Annotated in this window: 17 protein-coding genes; 15 read left to right on the top strand and 2 right to left on the bottom strand. The window is 56.7% G+C overall.

Annotation, left to right across the window (positions count from 1 at the left end):
* Positions 1–225 precede the first annotated feature (225 nt).
* Positions 226–1,728: a flagellin N-terminal helical domain-containing protein gene (locus tag AC097P_RS00510; RefSeq protein WP_479608413.1), complete on the bottom strand. Its 1,503-nt coding sequence runs from the start codon at positions 1,726–1,728 to the stop codon at positions 226–228.
* 432 nt (positions 1,729–2,160) lie between these two features.
* Between AC097P_RS00510 and AC097P_RS00505 the strand changes: the two genes are divergently transcribed.
* From AC097P_RS00505 to AC097P_RS00485, 5 genes are all read left to right on the top strand, one after another.
* Complete coding sequence (locus tag AC097P_RS00505) at positions 2,161–3,666, top strand: flagellin N-terminal helical domain-containing protein (RefSeq protein ID WP_479608412.1); 1,506 nt, start codon at positions 2,161–2,163, stop codon at positions 3,664–3,666.
* A gap of 374 nt (positions 3,667–4,040) precedes the next feature.
* Positions 4,041–6,245, top strand: a complete 2,205-nt coding sequence (locus AC097P_RS00500; protein ID WP_479608411.1) for a tetratricopeptide repeat protein — start codon at positions 4,041–4,043, stop codon at positions 6,243–6,245.
* Between the two features lie 249 nt (positions 6,246–6,494).
* A complete protein-coding gene (fliD, locus tag AC097P_RS00495; RefSeq protein WP_479608410.1) occupies positions 6,495–7,940 on the top strand; it encodes a flagellar filament capping protein FliD in 1,446 nt (481 codons plus the stop codon).
* A 71-nt stretch (positions 7,941–8,011) separates the two neighbouring features.
* Positions 8,012–8,449: a flagellar export chaperone FliS gene (gene fliS, locus AC097P_RS00490; RefSeq protein WP_479608409.1), complete on the top strand. Its 438-nt coding sequence runs from the start codon at positions 8,012–8,014 to the stop codon at positions 8,447–8,449.
* The gene (locus AC097P_RS00485; protein ID WP_479608408.1) at positions 8,449–8,748 is read left to right on the top strand and encodes a flagellar protein FliT; all 300 of its coding nucleotides are present in this window, start codon (positions 8,449–8,451) and stop codon (positions 8,746–8,748) included. The genes fliS and AC097P_RS00485 overlap by 1 nt, the downstream gene beginning before the upstream one ends.
* Before the next feature lie 93 nt (positions 8,749–8,841).
* Here the strand turns inward: AC097P_RS00485 and fliE are convergent, their stop codons facing one another.
* The gene (fliE, locus tag AC097P_RS00480) at positions 8,842–9,159 is read right to left on the bottom strand and encodes a flagellar hook-basal body complex protein FliE (RefSeq protein ID WP_479608407.1); all 318 of its coding nucleotides are present in this window, start codon (positions 9,157–9,159) and stop codon (positions 8,842–8,844) included.
* 181 nt (positions 9,160–9,340) lie between these two features.
* On the opposite strand from fliE, the gene fliF reads away from it, so the two are divergent.
* From fliF to AC097P_RS00430, 10 genes are all read left to right on the top strand, one after another.
* Positions 9,341–11,029, top strand: a complete 1,689-nt coding sequence (gene fliF, locus AC097P_RS00475) for a flagellar basal-body MS-ring/collar protein FliF (protein WP_479608406.1) — start codon at positions 9,341–9,343, stop codon at positions 11,027–11,029.
* 21 nt (positions 11,030–11,050) lie between these two features.
* Entirely contained in the window at positions 11,051–12,052 is a 1,002-nt protein-coding gene (gene fliG / locus AC097P_RS00470; RefSeq protein WP_479608405.1) for a flagellar motor switch protein FliG, read from the top strand.
* The gene (locus AC097P_RS00465; RefSeq protein WP_479608404.1) at positions 12,052–12,741 is read left to right on the top strand and encodes a FliH/SctL family protein; all 690 of its coding nucleotides are present in this window, start codon (positions 12,052–12,054) and stop codon (positions 12,739–12,741) included. The genes fliG and AC097P_RS00465 overlap by 1 nt, the downstream gene beginning before the upstream one ends.
* 25 nt (positions 12,742–12,766) lie before the next feature.
* A complete protein-coding gene (gene fliI / locus AC097P_RS00460) occupies positions 12,767–14,146 on the top strand; it encodes a flagellar protein export ATPase FliI (protein ID WP_479609443.1) in 1,380 nt (459 codons plus the stop codon).
* Entirely contained in the window at positions 14,143–14,616 is a 474-nt protein-coding gene (locus AC097P_RS00455) for a flagellar export protein FliJ (RefSeq protein ID WP_479608403.1), read from the top strand. Before fliI ends, AC097P_RS00455 begins: the two co-directional genes overlap by 4 nt.
* A gap of 211 nt (positions 14,617–14,827) precedes the next feature.
* Positions 14,828–15,904: a flagellar hook-length control protein FliK gene (locus AC097P_RS00450; RefSeq protein WP_479608402.1), complete on the top strand. Its 1,077-nt coding sequence runs from the start codon at positions 14,828–14,830 to the stop codon at positions 15,902–15,904.
* An 89-nt stretch (positions 15,905–15,993) separates the two neighbouring features.
* Positions 15,994–16,590, top strand: coding sequence for a flagellar basal body-associated FliL family protein (locus AC097P_RS00445; protein ID WP_479608401.1), 597 nt, complete (start codon positions 15,994–15,996; stop codon positions 16,588–16,590).
* Positions 16,591–16,611: 21 nt separating this feature from the next.
* Positions 16,612–17,616, top strand: a complete 1,005-nt coding sequence (gene fliM, locus AC097P_RS00440) for a flagellar motor switch protein FliM (RefSeq protein ID WP_479608400.1) — start codon at positions 16,612–16,614, stop codon at positions 17,614–17,616.
* A complete protein-coding gene (gene fliN, locus AC097P_RS00435) occupies positions 17,606–18,049 on the top strand; it encodes a flagellar motor switch protein FliN (RefSeq protein WP_479608399.1) in 444 nt (147 codons plus the stop codon). Before fliM ends, fliN begins: the two co-directional genes overlap by 11 nt.
* A 9-nt stretch (positions 18,050–18,058) precedes the next feature.
* Positions 18,059–18,412 (top strand): FliO/MopB family protein, encoded by a 354-nt coding sequence (locus tag AC097P_RS00430; RefSeq protein WP_479608398.1) that lies wholly within the window; start codon positions 18,059–18,061, stop codon positions 18,410–18,412.
* Positions 18,413–18,419 lie beyond the last annotated feature (7 nt).

Genomic DNA, 18,419 nt, shown 5'->3' with positions numbered 1-18,419 from the left:
TCGGGCTCCTGGTGTGAGCGGTAATTCGTGTGAATCACCATGGAGCCAATTCTGGGCTGGAACGGCAAAAACTTAAATCGGATTGTGGCTAAAGCGTGTGTCGGGGAGTCCCCTTCAGGTTGTAAGGCAAATCCCTACAAACAAGATACCGCGGGAAATACGTCTCCACGCGCCACGCGGTGGCACAAGCTGCCGTCAACAAATAATACAGACTTGCCCCAGGGCTTAGCCCTTGAGGAGCGCCAATACGCTTTGCGGCAATTGGTTGGCCTGGGCGACCATTGCGGTACCGGCCTGTTGCAGAATTTGCGTCCGCGACAGGTTGGCGGTTTCTGCTGCGAAATCCGCGTCCATGATCCGTGAACGAGAAGCCGACAGGTTATCGCTGGTGGTATGCAGGTTGGAGATAGTGGTTTCAAAGCGTGACTGTAGGGCGCCGAAGCTGGCGCGTTGCCCATTTACCGTGGCAAGTGATGCGTCTACTGTAGACAGTGTGCGCGTCGCTGACTCGACGGTTGACACATCCAGCGTGCCGGCTGCCTGCAATTGGCTGCCGGACGCTGCGAGCGTGAAGTAACCGACGCCCGCCGCGCTGGCCGTGTTGGTGATACCGAAGGATTTGTCCGAATCCAGTGTGACCGCGCCCGTAACGTAAGCGCTGCCCCCTGCTGCGACCGCCACTCCGAGGGTGAAGGCACCGGACGTGGCCGATGACGTCACCGCGATGTCCGCGCCCGAGTCGTTGGTCAGCGTGATGCCGTTTCCTGCCGTGTTGATCTTGGCAGTCACACCGGTTGTAGCGGTTTTGTCGTTAAAGGCGTTGACCGCACTGGCCAAGCCATCCGCCGTGCTGCCTGCCGCGCCCACGGTGAAAGATATGGTGGCGGGCGTGGCGACAGGATTGTTTGAAGCAACGGACAAGGAATAACTGGTGCTTGCAACGAATGCCGTTGCGTCAATGAATGTACGCGCGGTGGCGGTTACGCCCGTGGTGCCTGCTTGGGCATTGATGTTGGCGGCCACGGTTTTGGCGCTGTCTTTTGCAACCACTGTAACCGTCGCACTGCCGGCGGCACCATTGACCACAATGGAATTGGCCGCAATCGTGCTGACCGCACCAGCAACCGCCGTTGAGGGATTGGCGCCGGCAGTGGAGCCGGTCACCAAATCACCCACGCCGCCAGCCGTGGGGGCAACTACCGAACCGATGCGGTTGTTGCCGAATTTGCTGGTGCTGAAATTGGCCGTGGTGGCGGTAATGGTCTGGTTGGCGTTGGCACCCACCTGAAAGGTGGCGGAGCCAAAGCTGCCATCCAACAGGTTTTGACCATTGAACTGGGTGGTTTTGGCAATGCGGTCCAGCTCAGACGTGAGCTGGCCCACTTCAGCGTTCAATGCCGAGCGGTCGCTGGCCGAGTTAGTCGCATTGGCAGACTGCACCGCCAACTCGCGTATCCGTTGCAAAATCGTGCCTGATGAGCCCAGTGCGCCCTCTGCTACTTGTGCCAGAGAGATGCCGTCATTGGCGTTGCGAGCGGCCTGCGTCGACCCGCGAATTTGTGAGGTCATTCGGTCGCTGATGGCCAGGCCCGCAGCGTCGTCCTTGGCGCTGTTGATGCGCAAACCTGAAGACAGGCGTTGCATCGAAGTGGACAGCGAGGTCTGCGACATGGCTAGATTGCGCTGCGCAGTCAATGAGTTGACGTTCGTGTTAATAGTTGAGGCCACAGCTTAACTCCTTAAAAATTGAATTGGCGTCGCCGCCGACTTCAAGGTCTGCCAGGCTGCAGACAATCAGTAACGATGGGTAAATTGTGGAGAAGGCGTGCACAGTTGATAGGTCGATAAACGAGTGAAAACCCGGCTAATTTGCCGCAGACAGGCTTTCTGAATAGGGGTAAACCCCTGTTTTTGCGAAATGGTGGGTAAAAGGTATTTAGATCTTCATGCTTCACTGCGGCGTACGTGATACGCCAAAGTAGCAGATGTAAGGGCTCAAGTTTCTGGAAGACAAGCCGAAATCAATTGCAACGGGTCATGACAAACCCGCCGTCCGGATAGTGCTTAGACTGGCACACCGGTCATGGAGGCTGGCGGCAACGCAGGCTTTAGGATCGGCATTTCGCCGGATTTGGAAGGTTACTTTTTAGGAGTTATCACATGTCGGCTACTATCAACACCAATGTCAACTCATTGACGGCGCAGCGCAACCTCTCGGCATCACAAATGTCGCTGTCCACTTCGATGCAACGCCTGTCTTCGGGTTTGCGCATCAACAGCGCCAAAGACGACGCGGCTGGACTTAATATTTCAGAGCGCATGACCGCACAGATCCGTGGCTTGACACAAGCTGGGCGCAACGCTAACGACGGTATTTCCTTGGCGCAAACGGCCGAAGGCGCCCTGGGTGCTGCTGGCACGATCTTGCAGCGGGTCCGCGAGTTGGCCGTGCAGTCCGCCAATGCCACCAATTCAGCCAGTGACCGGTCGGCGCTGAATGCTGAGGTTGGTCAGCTCACATCGGAGTTGGACCGTATCGCTAAAACAACCCAGTTCAACGGCCTGAACCTGTTAGACGGTAGCTTGGGTTCTGCTACCTTCCAGGTGGGTGCCAATGCCAACCAGACCATTACAGCCACTACGGCCAATTTCAGCACCAGCAAGTACGGCAACAATCGCATAGGCTCGGTCGTTGCCGCAACGGCGGGCGGTGTGGGTGATTTAGTGACCGGCTCCTCAGCTGGCGCCAATGCTTCCTTTACAGTTGCGAATGCCGCAAACACGACTGCTGCCAACTCCATCGTCGTCAACGGCGCCGCTGGCAGTGCAACAGTTACCGTGGCCGCCGCCGATAGCGCCAAAACCGTTGCCGCCAATATCAATGCACAAACGGGTACAACCGGCGTATCGGCCACTGCCCGCACCGCGATTGACATGACGACACTCACGGCCAGCACCAGCTATTCCCTCACTGTCCTGTCTAACAATTCAACAGCCGCCACGGTGTCGTTCACCGTTGGGTCTACCGGGAACACCGCAGACGGTCTGGCCAGTGCGATCACCGCCTTCAACGACAAGACCGCTTCCACGGGCGTGACCGCCAAGCTCAATTCCGCAGGGACCGGAATAACGCTGACCAACGAATCCGGTGCAGACATCAAGGTTAATTCAGCGGCAAATGCGGCCGGTGCTTTCACGGTCGGAACTGTAACCACAGCCGCCAACGCCGCCGGTGTTACCACCACCAGTGGAGCCGTCACCTTGGATTCAGACAAGTCGTTTGGCATCACCAATACCGCCAGTGCGGCAGGTTTGGGATACTTTACAGCGGCAGCGTCGGGCAGCCAGTTGCAAGCTGCCAGCACGCTGGATGTGTCGACTGTCGATTCCGCAACCCGGACTTTGAGTACAGTGGATTCGGCGTTGTCTGCCGTCAACGGGCAGCGTGCCAGCTTTGGTGCCCTGCAGTCGCGCTTTGAGAACACTATCTCTAACCTGCGCACCACGTCTGACAACCTGAGCGCATCCCGCTCCCGGATTCAGGACGCAGACTTTGCAGCAGAAACCGCGAACCTGTCGCGTTCGCAGATTCTGCAACAGGCCGGCACGGCGATGGTGGCCCAAGCTAACCAGTTGCCACAGGGTGTACTGGCACTGCTGCGCTGATCCAACTCTCGCAAGCTGTGACGGCCCAAGCCGTGACCCCACCGGAAAGCGGCGGACGTCACGGCTTTTTCGTTGGTGAACCGCCAGTCCCATTGCACCGTCGACGACCAATTTCAGCATCGCTCCCATCTATCCAGCAAGACGTTCCCAGTTAACCGCCAACTTGCGCTATCCAGCGCAGTCCTGCGCCACCAAGTCGATGCGGTCGCAGTTGTAATGCGGAAAATGTTTGAATGGTGACGGGACACAGGGTAGTATTTGCGAGCAGGCATCCAGTTCTTGAATCGAGTAGTGTCCGCAGCTTTCGCTATTCAAATCGCAGGGAGTTCAACCGGCTTGAGGAATTCTACAAATCCTTCTCGGAATAAACCAAAATGTTGATAACTATTGACCGAAACGCAAATTGCCCGTGCGGGAGCACTAAGAAATATAAACATTGCTGTCAGCGCAAGGAAAAAGCAACGGCCGCTAGCAAGCAAAATGCGAATTTCACCTTGGTTCCCAATTGGTTGAAACTTGGTACAGACCATTTGCGTGCAGAACGCATTGCGCCAGCACAAAATCTTTTTGAAAGAATTCTGGAAGTAGATCCCAGGCACCCAGATGCACTTCACTTGCTTGGCCTCATTGCACACAAGCAAGGAAATATGCAAAAAGCAGTTGATCTCATCCAGCAAGCGATTACCCAGCGCCCAACCAACGCATCTTATCTAGGGACTTTAGGGAATACCTATAAAGATTTGGAACAATTCGATCTGGCGATTGAGAGCTATCGCCAGGCGTTGGCGTTGAAACTAAACACAGCGGATATTCACAATAATCTTGGTGTCGCACTGCACGCGCAAGGCAAGCTGGATGAAGCAATTCAAAGTTATAAAAAAGCCCTTGAAATTATTCCAAACAGCGCAGAAATTATAAATAACCTGGGGCTTTCACTGTACGTGCAAGGGTTCGACACGCAGGCCATCCAGGCGTTTAAGAAAGCCACAGAATTAAATCCTAATCTATTTCAAGCATATTTAAATATAGGGAAGACGATGGTGCATCGCGCTCCCGTTGAGGCGATTCGATTCTTCGAAAAATCCTTGTCCCTAAACCCCAACTATTACGACGCATGGATCCTTCTCGGTATGTCATTAAGGCCATTTGGGGCAATAGCCGAGGCTGCTGCTTGTATTAATAGCGCGTACGCATTGAAACCCAGCGGTGGACTGAAAGTATTTCTTGCAATGCTGTTGCCACCCATCATGGGCACTAAAATCGAAGTTGAGTTAAGTCGAAAATCCTTTGAAGACAATTTGGAAGCAATTTCCCAAGAACAAATTACGATAGTTAATCCGATAAATGAAATTTTTTTTACCAGTTTTTTCATGGCGTTTCACGGACTAAATGATAGATATTTACAGAAGAAAGTAGCAGATTTCTATGCGCAGGCCTGTCCGAGCCTGCTGTACGTGGCACCGCATTGCGAGCTACCGCGGAATCCGGGTCGGCGGCGAATCGGTTTTTTATCTAGGTTCATTTCAAAGCACTCTGTTGCTTTGAGTTTTAGTGAAATAGTTACTGGATTGGCTTCGCTAGGGGGTTTTGATGTTAGTTTAATATCCTGGACCAAAATGAATGCGCACGCCCTGCAGGAAACATACCCAAATTTCGCAGGTGTTCATGTGAGTCTTTCGGAAGATCTTGCTGTTTCGCGGCAACAAATAGCTGAACTGGAATTGGACATTTTGGTCTATTTGGACATTGGAATGGATACGCCCACCTACTTATTGGCATTTGCGCGTCTGGCACGCAGGCAATGCGTATTGGGAGGCCACCCGGTTACCACCGGGATAGCGAATATGGATTACTTTATTTCGTCCGAGTTGATGGAGATAGAAGGGGCCCAAGAGCATTACACTGAAAAATTGGTGCGGCTTCCATTTGGCTTGTTTTATTTCAAACGCCCCACATTGCCAACATCATTCAAGTCGCGCGCTGAATTGGGCATGCCGTCGGGTGGCAACGTCTACATTTGCCCGATGATGCTACAAAAACTGCATCCGGACTTTGACGATGCGATGGCACGAATACTGGAGCTGGACCCAACCGGTTACATAATTTTAATTAATGACAAAACATACGGTTATTGGCAAGTCATGCTCGAAAAGCGATTTGAGAGAACCATACCGGAAAGTGTGCGCGCAAGAATTCAATTTCTGCCGTGGGTAGCGGATTACCATGACTTCATGGGTATGGTTAGGGCGGCAGATGTGGTGCTCGATTCATTTCATTTTGGTATCGGTACAACGGTTATTGCTACATGTTCAGTTGGAACGCCATTTGTTAGCAGACCATCAGAATTTATGCGTGGAAGAGTGGGAATGTTTTTCGCCAACTTAATGCGTGTGCCGGAGTGCATAGCGCGGGACTGCGAGGACTATGCCCAAAAGGCAGTCGCCTTTGCCACAAACAGAGTTATGCGAGAAGAAACCCAAAGAAAAATTCTTTCCAACAACCATGTGTTATTCGACAATGCGCAAGGCATCCAGGATGGAATCGATTTCTTCGGGAAGTTGGATGTTGAGGTTGTCTAACGCAGGTACCGCGATGGTGATCCAGGCCAACCAGTTGCTACAAGGTGTATTGGCATTGCAGCGCTGATTGGCTGAATGTTTGAGTGATTGATCGCTCAAGTCGCGCAACAAATTACCGATATGTAAAAGTGAGAGGGGTGCGAGCCCCTTTTTATTCTTTGATTTTGGGGTTAATCAAGGGTTTTTTGGTGCTTATGCCCCGGTTGAGATTGGGATAATACCTAGTCATTGAAGGTGTAGGAGGCTAATATGGCAATTTCATCTGCGGGCATCGGTAGTGGGCTCGATGTCAATAGCATCGTGAGCCAGTTGGTGGCATTGGAGAAACAGCCACTTAAGTCTTTGCAACTCAAAGCGACCACGCTTCAGGCGCAGGTATCTGCGTTCGGCCAAGTGCAGTCACAGTTTGCCGCGCTGACCGATGTGGCAACCCGTATCGCGGATCCAAATTCCTGGTCTGCCCGTGTTGCATCGTCGTCCAATACTAGCGCTGCCACCATCACTGCTACCAATGCAGCAAGCGCTACATCGTTCAGCTTGGATGTCGATGCGCTTGCCTTGAAACAATCGGCTTCTTCGGCCGCGATTGCGCCGGGCGCCATGCCCGGGGCTGGGACGTTGACTTTCCAGTTGGGCACATGGACCGGCGCGGGTGCTACCTTCACGCCGGGAACGTCTCCCAGTGTTGCCGTCACGGTAGGAGCGACGGATAGTTTGGCGACCATTGCCGGCAAGATCAATGTGGCCAACACCGGTGTTGTTGCATCGGTTTTCAATGATGGGGTCAACCAACGTTTGCTGTTCCAGTCTTCCGCTACAGGGGCAGCAGCCGGGTTTCGGGTGCAGTCTGCAGATGCGCCGCTGGCCGGGTTGGTGTTTGACCCGCAAAACAAACCCGGAGTTGGCATGGCCGCCGCCGGAATTCCCGTGCAGTATGGGCAAGATGCCAAGGCACGCATCAACGGGTTGGCGGTTACCTCGGCCACCAATACCTTGGAAGGAAATTTTGCGGGTGTGACTATCACCTTGGCGGCCACTACGACGACGAGCTATGGCCTGCCTGGCGAAGTGAAGAACTCGGTGACGATGGCGATACGGCAAGACGTGACGCCGTCCGTCAAAAACGTGCAGGATTTTGCAACGGCTTACAACACGCTGGCAAAGTCCTTGGCCGACCTGACAAAATACGATGCCACCACAAAGACGTCGGGACTGTTCCAGGGCGATCCTGCCATCGTTGGCTTGCAAAATGTGTTGAACAGGATGCTGGGGTCTATCAGCCAGGGCGCAACGTCCCAACGTTTGGCCGACGTGGGGCTGATCAAGCAACGCGACGGAACGATCAATATTGACACCTCAAAGTTGAGCGCGGCCGCCAACAATGGCACCTCCTTGCAGCAGCTCTTTACCAATAACAACCAAAACCCGCTAACCAACGGATTCGCCCTGAAATTCAGGGACTTTGGACAAGGAGTGGCTCTCAGAGGGGGGTCGGTCTTCAACGAAGCGGCATCGCTGCAAAAGCAAATTACGAGCAACTCCTTGGATCAGACCAAAGTCAATGACAGAGCGGCCCTGTTTGAGGCAAGGTTGCGCAAGCAGTATTCAGCCCTGGATGCGCAAATGGCGAGTCTGTCGGCGCTGAACTCCTATGTGGCGCAACAGGTGACCACTTGGAATAAATCAACGGGCTGATATTGCATATAGACCTTTAGTTTTGTCTCCTTTATGCCGATAATTCTCACAAGGACACAAGGAGTTTGAGCATGTTTAACCCCGTTGCCACGCGATCAGCCTCTGCCTACAAAAGCGTAGGTGTTGAAACCAGTATCAGCAGCGCTGACCCCCATAAGCTGGTGTCGTTGTTGTTTGATGCACTCGGTCAGGCTCTGGGTAGTGCGCGCCTGGCCATGCTAAGCGGTGACATCCCGCTAAAAGGGCGCAAGATTGGCCGCGCCGTGCGTATTCTGGAAGAAGGCCTGATGGCCCCGTTGAATCTGGAAGAGGGCGGGGAGTTGGCGGCCAACCTGAAAGACTTGTACAGCTATTGCGTTACCCAACTCACTCTGGCCAACGTGCGCAACGATGTTGCTGGATTGGATGAGGTCAGCCGTTTGATCGAGGTGGTCGCCAGTGGCTGGAAAGAGATTAACGGGAAGAGCCCAGCATATTTGCAACCCGTTTCCTTATCTGGAGCAGTTTGATGTCCCGCTTGCTGATTGACTACTACAAGGCAATCGAAGACAGCAGCGCCAAAATGGTAGACGCTGCCAAGTCGGAAGCCTGGGAAGATGTGGTGCGTTTCGAAGGTTTGTGCGCTGTTTTGATTGAGCAACTGCGCTTCAAAGCCCGCGAAGAAGAGTTGTCACCCGAACATCGGTCCGAGAAAACCCGCATCATGAAGCGCATCTTGCACAACGATGCACAAATCCGCTTTTTGGCCGAACCGTGGCTCGCGCACTGCGACGAGCAACCGGACGGGTCGCGCCATTTTCTGCATTGATTCGCTACTATTTTTATAGTTGATCACGCACATCCAACAGGGCTGCCAGCCTGTTTCTCCGATACTTCGCGAGTCAATTCGCGCCACGGGAAGTTACACCTGCATATTCATGATGTCAGTGTAAGCCTGAACCATACGGTTGCGTACGTGTAGCGAGGCCTGGAATCCGATTTGCGCCTTCTGTATGGCGACCATGGTTTCTTCCAGGCTGACTTTGGGATTTTCCATCTGCACTTCCTGCTGCAGGCGCGTGGCTTCGTTCTGCGCGGCGCTGACCGAATTCAGCGCGCCTTTGAGGGCACCTGCAAAGCCACCGCCCACCCCCTGGGCACCTGCCGCCGCAGCAGGACGCACGCCGGTGCTGGGGCGGACCGTCGTCGGCATGGTCACGGGGCTGAGCTTGAAATCCATGGTGGATCTCCCTGGTTGTTTGGGGTGCCGCAATCCTATTACCCGTGCTCGGTGGTCATTATTTTGAATTGGTAGGGAAAGCCGGTGCTTATCACCCTAATGTTTTCGGGGGTGGGTCGAATAATCAATCCCAGTCCTGCGGCCAACCCCGCCTCTTGCATCGGAATCATCGGAACACACAATGTCTGCAGTTGCCACCATTCCTGTCAATCCCACCCTAGCCCAACGCCTGGCCGGTCTGGACCAAGGGCAACGGCTGCGTCTGGCGATGGGTGTGGTCCTGTTTGTAGCCATCGGCATCGTTGGCCTGGTCATGGGCCGCCACGCTGAATGGCGGGTGCTGTACTCCAATTTGGCCGACAAGGACGGGGGCGCGGTGATAGCCCAGCTGAGCACCCTCAACGTTCCCTACAAGCATTCTGAAGGCGGCGGCGCTATTTTGGTGCCAGCAGACCGCGTGCATGACGTGCGACTCAAGTTGGCGTCGCTGGGCCTGCCCAAGGGGTCGGTCAATGGTTTTGAGATGATGGAGTCCAACCGATTCGGCATGACCCAGTTCCAGGAGCGTCTGACCTTTCAACGTGGGCTCGAAGGTGAACTGACCCGCTCTATCCAGGCCCTGTCTTCCGTGCAGAACGCCCGCGTGCATCTGGCCCTGCCCAATCAGAACGGTTTCTTCCGCGAACAGCAAAAGCCCTCTGCGTCTGTCTTGTTAAGCCTGCACCCTGGCCGCACGCTGGACCGTGCCCAATTGGCGGGCATTGTGCATTTGGTGGCATCCAGCGTGCCCGAGATGGCGCCGTCAGCCGTCAGCGTGCTGGATGACACCGGCAAGTTGCTGTCCAGCCCATCAGATGGATCGGGCAGCGCCTTGGGCGTGGACGCCGAGCAACTGCAGTACGTGCGCCAAGTGGAACAGCAATACAGCCAACGCATCCTGGATATTCTGGAGCCCATTGTTGGCCGGCAAAACGTCAAGGCCCAGGTGACTGCCGAGCTGGACTTTTCACAGACGGAGTCCACGACCGAATCCCACAAGCCCAACCAGGCTGCGGACAGCAGCGCCATCCGCAGCCAGCAAGTGGTGGAAAGCACCAATGCGGCGTCCAACAGCCCACCATCTGGCGTGCCGGGCGCCACCACAAACCAGCCTCCGGGTGCGACATCGGCGCCTATTAACGGTGCGGCCCAGACTCCGGGGGTGGGTGGGCAGTCCGCCTTGGCTGGTGGCGGTAAGCGGGAGTCCATCATCAATTACGAGGTGGACAAGACGATTCGTGTGGTCAAAGGCGCGTCCGGTATCGTCAAGCGCATCAATGCAGCGGTGGTAATCAACCATAACGTGACCACCAACGACAAGGGTAAGACCGTCACCACACCACTGACCGATGCGCAGATCGAGAAGATGACTGCCCTGGTGCGCGAAACCGTGGGATTCAACAAGGAGCGGGGCGATTCAGTCAATTTGCTGAATGCCGCATTTGTCGCCGAAAAAGTGGCGGTGGTGGACATACCGTTCTACCGCCAGCCCGAGGTGATAGATCTGGCCCGGAGTTTCGCATGGCCGCTAGGTACCCTGCTGTTTGGTTTGCTGGTGCTGGTGGGCGTTATCCGCCCTGCGATGAAGGCCATGGGCACGGCGTCGGCGACCGGAGGGCAGGCCAGCAATGTCAGCATCAACCAACTCGACGCCCTGGAATCTGACACGCCGGAGCGACCACAACTGAGCGGTCCTGGCGGCGCGAACGACCCGGCTGCACTGTCAGGCAGCGAGAAGCAACTTGAAGATGCCCGACAGTTGACGCGTGACAACCCGGCCGCTGTGGCAAACATCATCAAAACGTGGATGAACGGCGAGGCTCCGGCTTGATGGCCGGCGCAAAATAGCACCATGGCACAAGACGAAGGACTACAAGACGCGGCAATTCTGATGATGTCTCTGGGCGAGGCAGAAGCATCGGAAGTGTTCAAGCACCTGTCGCCGAAAGAGGTGCAAAAGCTGGGCGAGGCGATAGCCAAGACTACGCAGATCACGCGCGAGCGTGTAGACGATGTCGTCACCAAATTTACCGGGGTTGCCGCATCCCAGAGCCTGCTGGTTTCCAACTCGGGCGACTATGTTCGCTCGGTGCTTAAGCTCGCACTGGGTGACGACAAGGCCGCGCTGCTGATCGACCGGATTCTGCAGGGTGGCGACGTTTCGGGCATTGAAAGCCTGAAGTGGATGGACCCACTGTCGGTAGCCGAGCTGCTGCGCAACGAGCACCCCCAGATCGTAGCGGCCATCCTGGTGCACCTGGATTTCGACCAAGCGGCCGACGTGCTGAAGAACCTGACCGAGCGCCAGCGCAACGAGGTCATGCTGCGCGTGGCTACCATGGAAGGCATACAGCCCACGGCGCTGAAAGACCTCAATGAGGTACTGTTCAAGGTACTTGCCGGTGGCGACAAGATCCGCAAGTCGTCGTTGGGCGGTATCAAGACTGCGGCCGAAATGATTAACCTGATGGGCACCGCCATCGAGGGTACGGTCATCGAATCCATTCGCAACCACGATGCAGACCTGGCCCAGAAGATCATGGACAAGATGTTTGTCTTCGATGATGTGCTCAAGCTCGACGACAAGGCCATCCAGATGGTGCTGAAGGAAGTGTCATCCGACGTGCTGATCGTGGCACTGAAGGGTGCCCAGCCCGAGCTCAAGGAAAAAATCCTGGCCAATATGTCGTCCCGGGCCGCGGCCACGCTGCGCGAGGATCTGGAGTCGCGCGGGCCGATGCGCTTGTCTGAGGTAGAAGCCCAGCAGAAGGAAGTGTTGAAAATTGTGCGCCGCCTGGCGGACGAGGGCCAGATTGTCATCGGCGGTGGGGGTGGCGACGACGCCATGGTCTGATGACACGCAGCAACCAAAGCCGCTTTATTTCCAGTGCCGATATTGGTGCTGTCGTCGGCTTTGATTTCGGTGCGGTGGACCAGGCTTCGGTGCGTTTTGCCGCCAAGGTCAAGGCCCGCGAGGAAGCAGATGAGCGTGTCCGCGATGAGCAGGCCCGCCAGCTCGGGTTTGCAGATGGCTACGCCCAAGGCCACGCGCAGGCGACGCTGGAGGGCCAACGCCACATCTCGGAATACATAGAGATTCAAGGCCAGGACGCAGCACGGGAATATTTGCAGCGACTGGAACATGCCAATGCGCAGTTAGACCAGTCACAGCAGGTCATGGCACAGGGCGTGCTGGAGTTAGCCTGCGAACTCGCCCGCCAGGTGTTGCGGCACGAGCTGTCCAGCAATCCAAACGCCCTGCAACCCGTCATTCGCGAAGCGCTGGGGCTGCTGGCCACAGATTGCAAGGCCGCTGTGGTGCGTTTGAACCCGCTGGATCTGGATGTGCTGGAGGACGTGTTGCGGCAGGAATTTTCTGGTCTGGCGCTGACGCTGTTGGCGGACTCCAAGGTCACCAGGGGTGGCTGCCTGGTTGAGGCCGCCGGAACCGTTGTCGATGGCACGATGGAAAAACGCTGGAGCCGCGCAGTGGCCAAACTGGGGTTGGAGTCGTCGTGGGAGGTGCCGCGTGGAGATAACTGAAACCACAACCAAATGGACCGAGTACTTGGAGCGCGCCCGGAACAGCGTGGAACAGGACAGCACGCTAGAAGTGCGCGGCACGCTGACCCGCCTGACCGGGCTGGTGCTGGAAGCCAGCGGCATTCGTGTGCCGGTGGGCTCCCAGTGCGTGGTGTCCATGAAGGCGCGTGAACCAGTGCTGGCCGAAGTAGTGGGCTTTGCCGGAGAACGGGCCTTTTTAATGCCTGCCGGTGATGTGCATGGTTTATCCAGCGGCGCTGGGGTCGCACCGGCCGCAGCCTATATTCCCATACCCCGGCTGGGCGATTCCGCGGTGTCCAATGTCGCTTTCGGTGCCGGGATGCTGCGGTTGCCGTTGGGCAATGGCTTGCTGGGCCGGGTGGTGGACGCCCAGGGCAACCCCATGGACCGTCAAGGTCCGATTACCGAGGTGTCTTCCAAACCGCTGGACCGTCGGCCCATCAATGCCATGGACCGGGCGCCGGTGCGCCAGCCGCTGGATACCGGCGTGCGAGCCATCAATGCCTTGCTCACCGTCGGGCGCGGCCAGCGTATTGGCCTTTTTGCCGGGTCTGGCGTTGGCAAGAGTGTGTTGCTGGGCATGATGGCCCGCTACACCGAGGCCGATGTCATTGTGGTGGGCCTGATCGGCGAACGGGGCCGTGAGGTCAAGGAATTCATTGAAGATATTCTGGGCGCTGAAGGTCGCGCCCGCTCCGTGGTTGTGGCGGCACCGGCCGACGCACCGCCACTGTTGCGCCTGCAGGGCGCGTCGTATGCGACAGCCATTGCCGAGAGCTTCAGGGACCAGGGGCAGCATGTGCTCTTGCTGATGGATTCGCTGACGCGCTACGCCATGGCCCAGCGTGAGATCGCGCTGGCCATTGGCGAGCCACCCGCTACCAAGGGTTACCCACCGTCTTGTTTTGCGAAGCTGCCGCAGCTGGTGGAGCGTAGCGGCAACGGCCTTCACGGTGTTGGCTCTATCACCGCTTTTTATACGGTACTAACCGAAGGCGATGACCAGCAGGACCCTATAGCCGATGCCGCCCGGGCGATTCTGGACGGCCATATTGTGTTGTCGCGTCCACTGGCTGAATCCGGCCACTACCCGGCGATTGATGTAGAGCAATCGGCGTCGCGGGTCATGCACAACGTGGTGTCGCGTGAGCACTTCGAGCTGGCGCGGCGCTTCCGGGCGATCTATTCCAAGTTCGAGCGCGGCCGCGATTTGATCCAGATTGGTGCCTATGCCCAGGGCTCGGACCCCGCGCTGGACGAGGCGATAGCGCTGCACGACGGCATGAGCCAATTCCTGCAACAGGACATGTTCCAGGCAGCGCCCGCGGGGTATGTGCTGGACGAGCTGCTGGCGGCGACTAGCGTAGGGGTGGGTGCCGCATGAGCGCATTGAAAAGCATCCTGTTGGCCATCGAGCACGCCACGTTGGCACGTGACGCATTGGCCAAGGCCACGGCCCGGGTGGAGGGCACCCTGACATTTGCCAGGTCGCAAATGGCACAACTCGAAAACTACTCTGCGGATACCGATACCCGCTGGACGGGCACTGCCACCCGCGGCGTGTCCGTGGAACTGATGCGCCACCAGTACCAGTTTATGGACCGTTTGCAACAGGCCATTGCCATGCAGTCGGGCGTGCTGACCCAGTCCGAAGGCCAACTGGAGCATGCCAAGGCCAAGTTGCTGCAAGCTGAAGTTCGGTTATTGGGCTTGAACCAGATATTGAAGTCTCGGCAGACAGTCTTGTTGCGTACCCAACGACAGCGCCAGCAGCGCCATACCGATGAATTTGCAGCGATGCAGCACGCCCGTAATCGGGCACTGCCAATGAGTGGAGAGAAGCATGACGATTGAAACAGGTTCGGCACAAAACACATCACGCCCTACAAATACGGAGTCCAAGCCATCGAAAGCTAAGCTGGGAGATGCGCATGGCCCTGGAACCGGGGGGCTCGGGGGGTTTATGGCCGTCCTGGCGTCTTTGGACACCCCCGAGGAGACGGTGCCTGGTGTTACCGGTGTTCCCTTGGCAGTGGAATTGAGTGTTTTTCCGGGACCCGCACCGGTGTTGAAAGGACCCGGGGCCACGGACGTAATCGAGTTGGAAGAAGTCTGTGGGGATCTGGGTCTTACACCACCAGAGGACGACAAGGCCTTGCAGATCGGGCTGGGCGACCTTGCAATGCTCATGCCCGCTCCTGTGCAACCGGAGGTGGCGGTGGATGCAACTGCCCTGCTGGCCCAGGCTGCGCAGTGGTTCAATCCGCCACCAGCTAGCAAAGACCCCGCCCTTCCCAACGTAGCGGCTGTGCCGACAACGGATCTTGTAGGAGTGACAAAGGTGGCAACGGCTCCGGTCAGGCCGGAGCGCCCGGTCCCGGTTGTGGAAGTAGCCCTTGGTGTGGGAACCACTGAGCCTCCCGACAGCGGTGGTAAAGCGCAAAAAGATGCGTTAGCGCGCCTGGCGTTTGCTCAGGAGGCTCTGTCCACGCCCACCAATACCAATACAACGGCACCCGATATCCGCCAACTGCAGACAGTTCATCGATTGGTGGACGAGTCGTTGAATCCGGTTGTCGCGATGCTATCGGCGGCCAATGCTGTGACCCCTGCGCGGCGGGAAGATAGTGGGCGCGAGCGGTCGGTTTTCCGGTCCAACTTCTCGGACGGCTCTGCACCGGGTCAGACATTTTTGCAACCCGTAAACGGGGCGTCCGCACCTGTAGCGCCTGAAGCGGTGGCGTCCACTGCTACATATGTCGCGGACCAGGTCGCCTATTGGATTTCCAATGATATTCAGAACGCAGAGATGAAGCTCGATGGGATCGGAGACAAACCAGTGGAAGTGAGCATCCGCATGCAAGGGAACGAAGCCCACATTGCGTTCCGCTCCGACGAAATACACGCCCGCGCAGCGCTGGAGAATGCCAGTCTGCATTTGAAGGAAATGCTGCAAAGCGAGGGCTTGGTATTGTCTGGCGTGTCGGTGGGAACAGCGGGTGCTGGAAACTCGGGCGATCAAGAGCGCAGGCCACGCCAGGGTGCGCGTCAAGCGGGCGTGGTTTCCGTGCAACCGACGCGCGTCGAGAGGGGGGGTGTTTTCGGCCGATCTACTGGTGGCGCCTTGGATCTTTTTGTTTAGGGCGCTGAATGTGTCACTATCTAGGCCACGCTGCGACAGCGCGGTCCAATCGGCAATGAAGCCTTTTACTTTCGAACCAAGGAGCTTACGTGGCTGCTAAACCAGATGCTGGCGATGGAGACGCCAAGGCCCCGGCCAAGAGCAAGCTGATGTTGATCATCATCGTCGCCGCGGTTTTGGTGTTGGCGATCGGCGGGGGAGCGTTTTTCTATATCAGCAAGCAGCGCGCTGCGGCGGAAGAGGGGGACGATGCCACTCCGGCAAAAGCAGCATCACACTCCGCGCCCGCGTCGCCGCCGGCTTATTTGCCGCTGGACAGCATGGTTGTGAATCTTGCCGACCCCGGCGGTGAGCGGGTAGCGCAAGTGGGTATTACCTTTGAAGTGGCTGACGCGCCGGCAGTGGACAAGGTCAAGGCGTTCCTCCCCACCATACGCAGCGGGATTCTCATGTTGATTTCGCAGAGATCCGCTGCGGAATTGCTAACCCAAGACGGAAAGCAAAAGTTAGCCCGAGATATCCTGCGCGAAACGGCCAGGCCTTTCGGTGGGGGTGGGGAAGAAGAGGCAGACGCCGAACATGACACGTCCAAGGCCAAAAAGACAAAGTCGAAGGGCAAGGCAAAAGGGACCCATTCCGAATATCCCGTGGTTGGTGTGTTGTTTTCAAGCTTTATTGTTCAATAGCGGTTTCACAGGTATGTACATATGAGTGAGTCGTTTCTTTCGCAGGAAGAGGTAGATGCCCTTCTCGAAGGCGTTACTGGCGAGAGCCAGAAGACGGTCGAGGAGGCGGCGGAGCATGGAGAAGTCCGTACCTACAACATTTCCAGCCAGGAACGGATCGTTCGTGGGCGCATGCCTACGATGGAGATCGTCAACGAGCGGTTCACACGCAATTTGCGGGTTGGGCTGTTCAATTTCATCCGCCGTAGCCCAGAAATTTCGGTTGGACCCGTCACCGTGCAGCGCTACAGCGCGTTCCTGCGGGAGTTGGCGGTTCCTACCAACTTCAACATCGTAGCGATCAGGCCTCTGCGCGGTAGCGGTCTGATCGTGTGTGAGCCCGCTCTGGTATTCGGGGTCATTGATACCTTGTATGGCGGTATCGGCAAGTTCCAGACCCGCATAGAAGGGCGTGATTTTTCCGCAACGGAACAGCGCGTCATCAATCGCCTGGTGGACGTCATCACGGCCGAATACAAGAAGGCTTGGAAAGGCATCTATCCGCTGGAACTGGACTACCAGCGCTCCGAGATGCAACCGCAGTTTGCGAACATTGCCACGCCGAGCGAAATCGTCATTTCTACCTCATTTCAGCTGGAAATCGGCGATATCACTGGGGCGATCCACTTTTGCTTCCCTTATTCGACGCTTGAGCCCATTCGGGATGTGCTCTACTCCTCTACACAGGGTGACTCCATAGAGGTGGACCGCCGGTGGGTCAACTTGCTTACCCGCGAAATTCAGGCCGCTGAGGTTACCTTGGTTGCAGAATTGGCCCGTGCTGACGCGACCATAGAACAATTGCTGGCGATGAAGAAGGGCGATTTCATTGAACTGGATCGGCAGCCAAAAATCCAGGCATCGGTCGATGGCGTGCCAGTATTTGAATGCCAATACGGAACTCATAATTCAAAGTACGCCATTCGCATAGACAAAGCCTTACGGGGCAATGACCAAAACTGGTTGGGAGAAAGTAATGGCATCTGAAGACAAACCTGACGAAGCGGCCGACGACGGCATGGCCGATTGGGCGGAAGCCCTGTTGGAACAAAAGGCCACTGAGCCCGGCAGCAGTGACAGCCAGGGAGGCGTGTTGGCGGGGGAAGTGCCAAAACCGTTCTCGTCGATGTCCGGTGGCGGTGGCGATGCACCGATGCACGACATCAATATGGTGCTGGATATACCCGTTCAACTGTCGGTGGAACTCGGGCGTACCAAGGTACCGATCAAGCACATTCTGCAGTTGGGCCAAGGCTCCGTCGTCGAACTTGACGCGTTGGCAGGGGAACCCATGGACGTCTTGGTGAACGGCTATTTGATTGCACAGGGTGAAGTCGTGGTGGTTAACGACAAATTCGGTATCCGCTTGACCGACGTGGTGACGCCTTCGGAACGCCTGCGCCGGGTAAGCAAGAGCTGACAACGCCCAATGACTGAGTCGTGGCTTTTGGTCGGCGTATTTTTAGCGGTTTTGGTGTGTTTGCCGGTGGCTTTGAAATGGCTGAAACAACGGGTTCCGGGACGCTTTGCCGACGTCAGCGGTCAGTCGCGGTTCATTTCCGCACTGGCCGTCGGGCCACACCAGCGCGTAGTGACGGTGGAGGTGGGCCCAGAAGGCAAGCGCGTTTGGCTAACGCTAGGTGTTACTGGCCAGACCATATCGCGCCTGCACTGCGTTGGTGTAGATGCCCCTGCACAGGAGGCGGGCGTGGTGCGGGGCCTTGACGCAGCAACACCGTTAGCGAACGACCAGGAACCCCTTACGCGTGGAGAGCTTGTGTGAATCGCTT

This window comes from Rhodoferax sp. ZS1R8, assembly GCF_056521325.1.
Note: the sequence above shows the minus strand (reverse complement) of the source record. Positions and strands in the feature narration are given on the sequence as shown.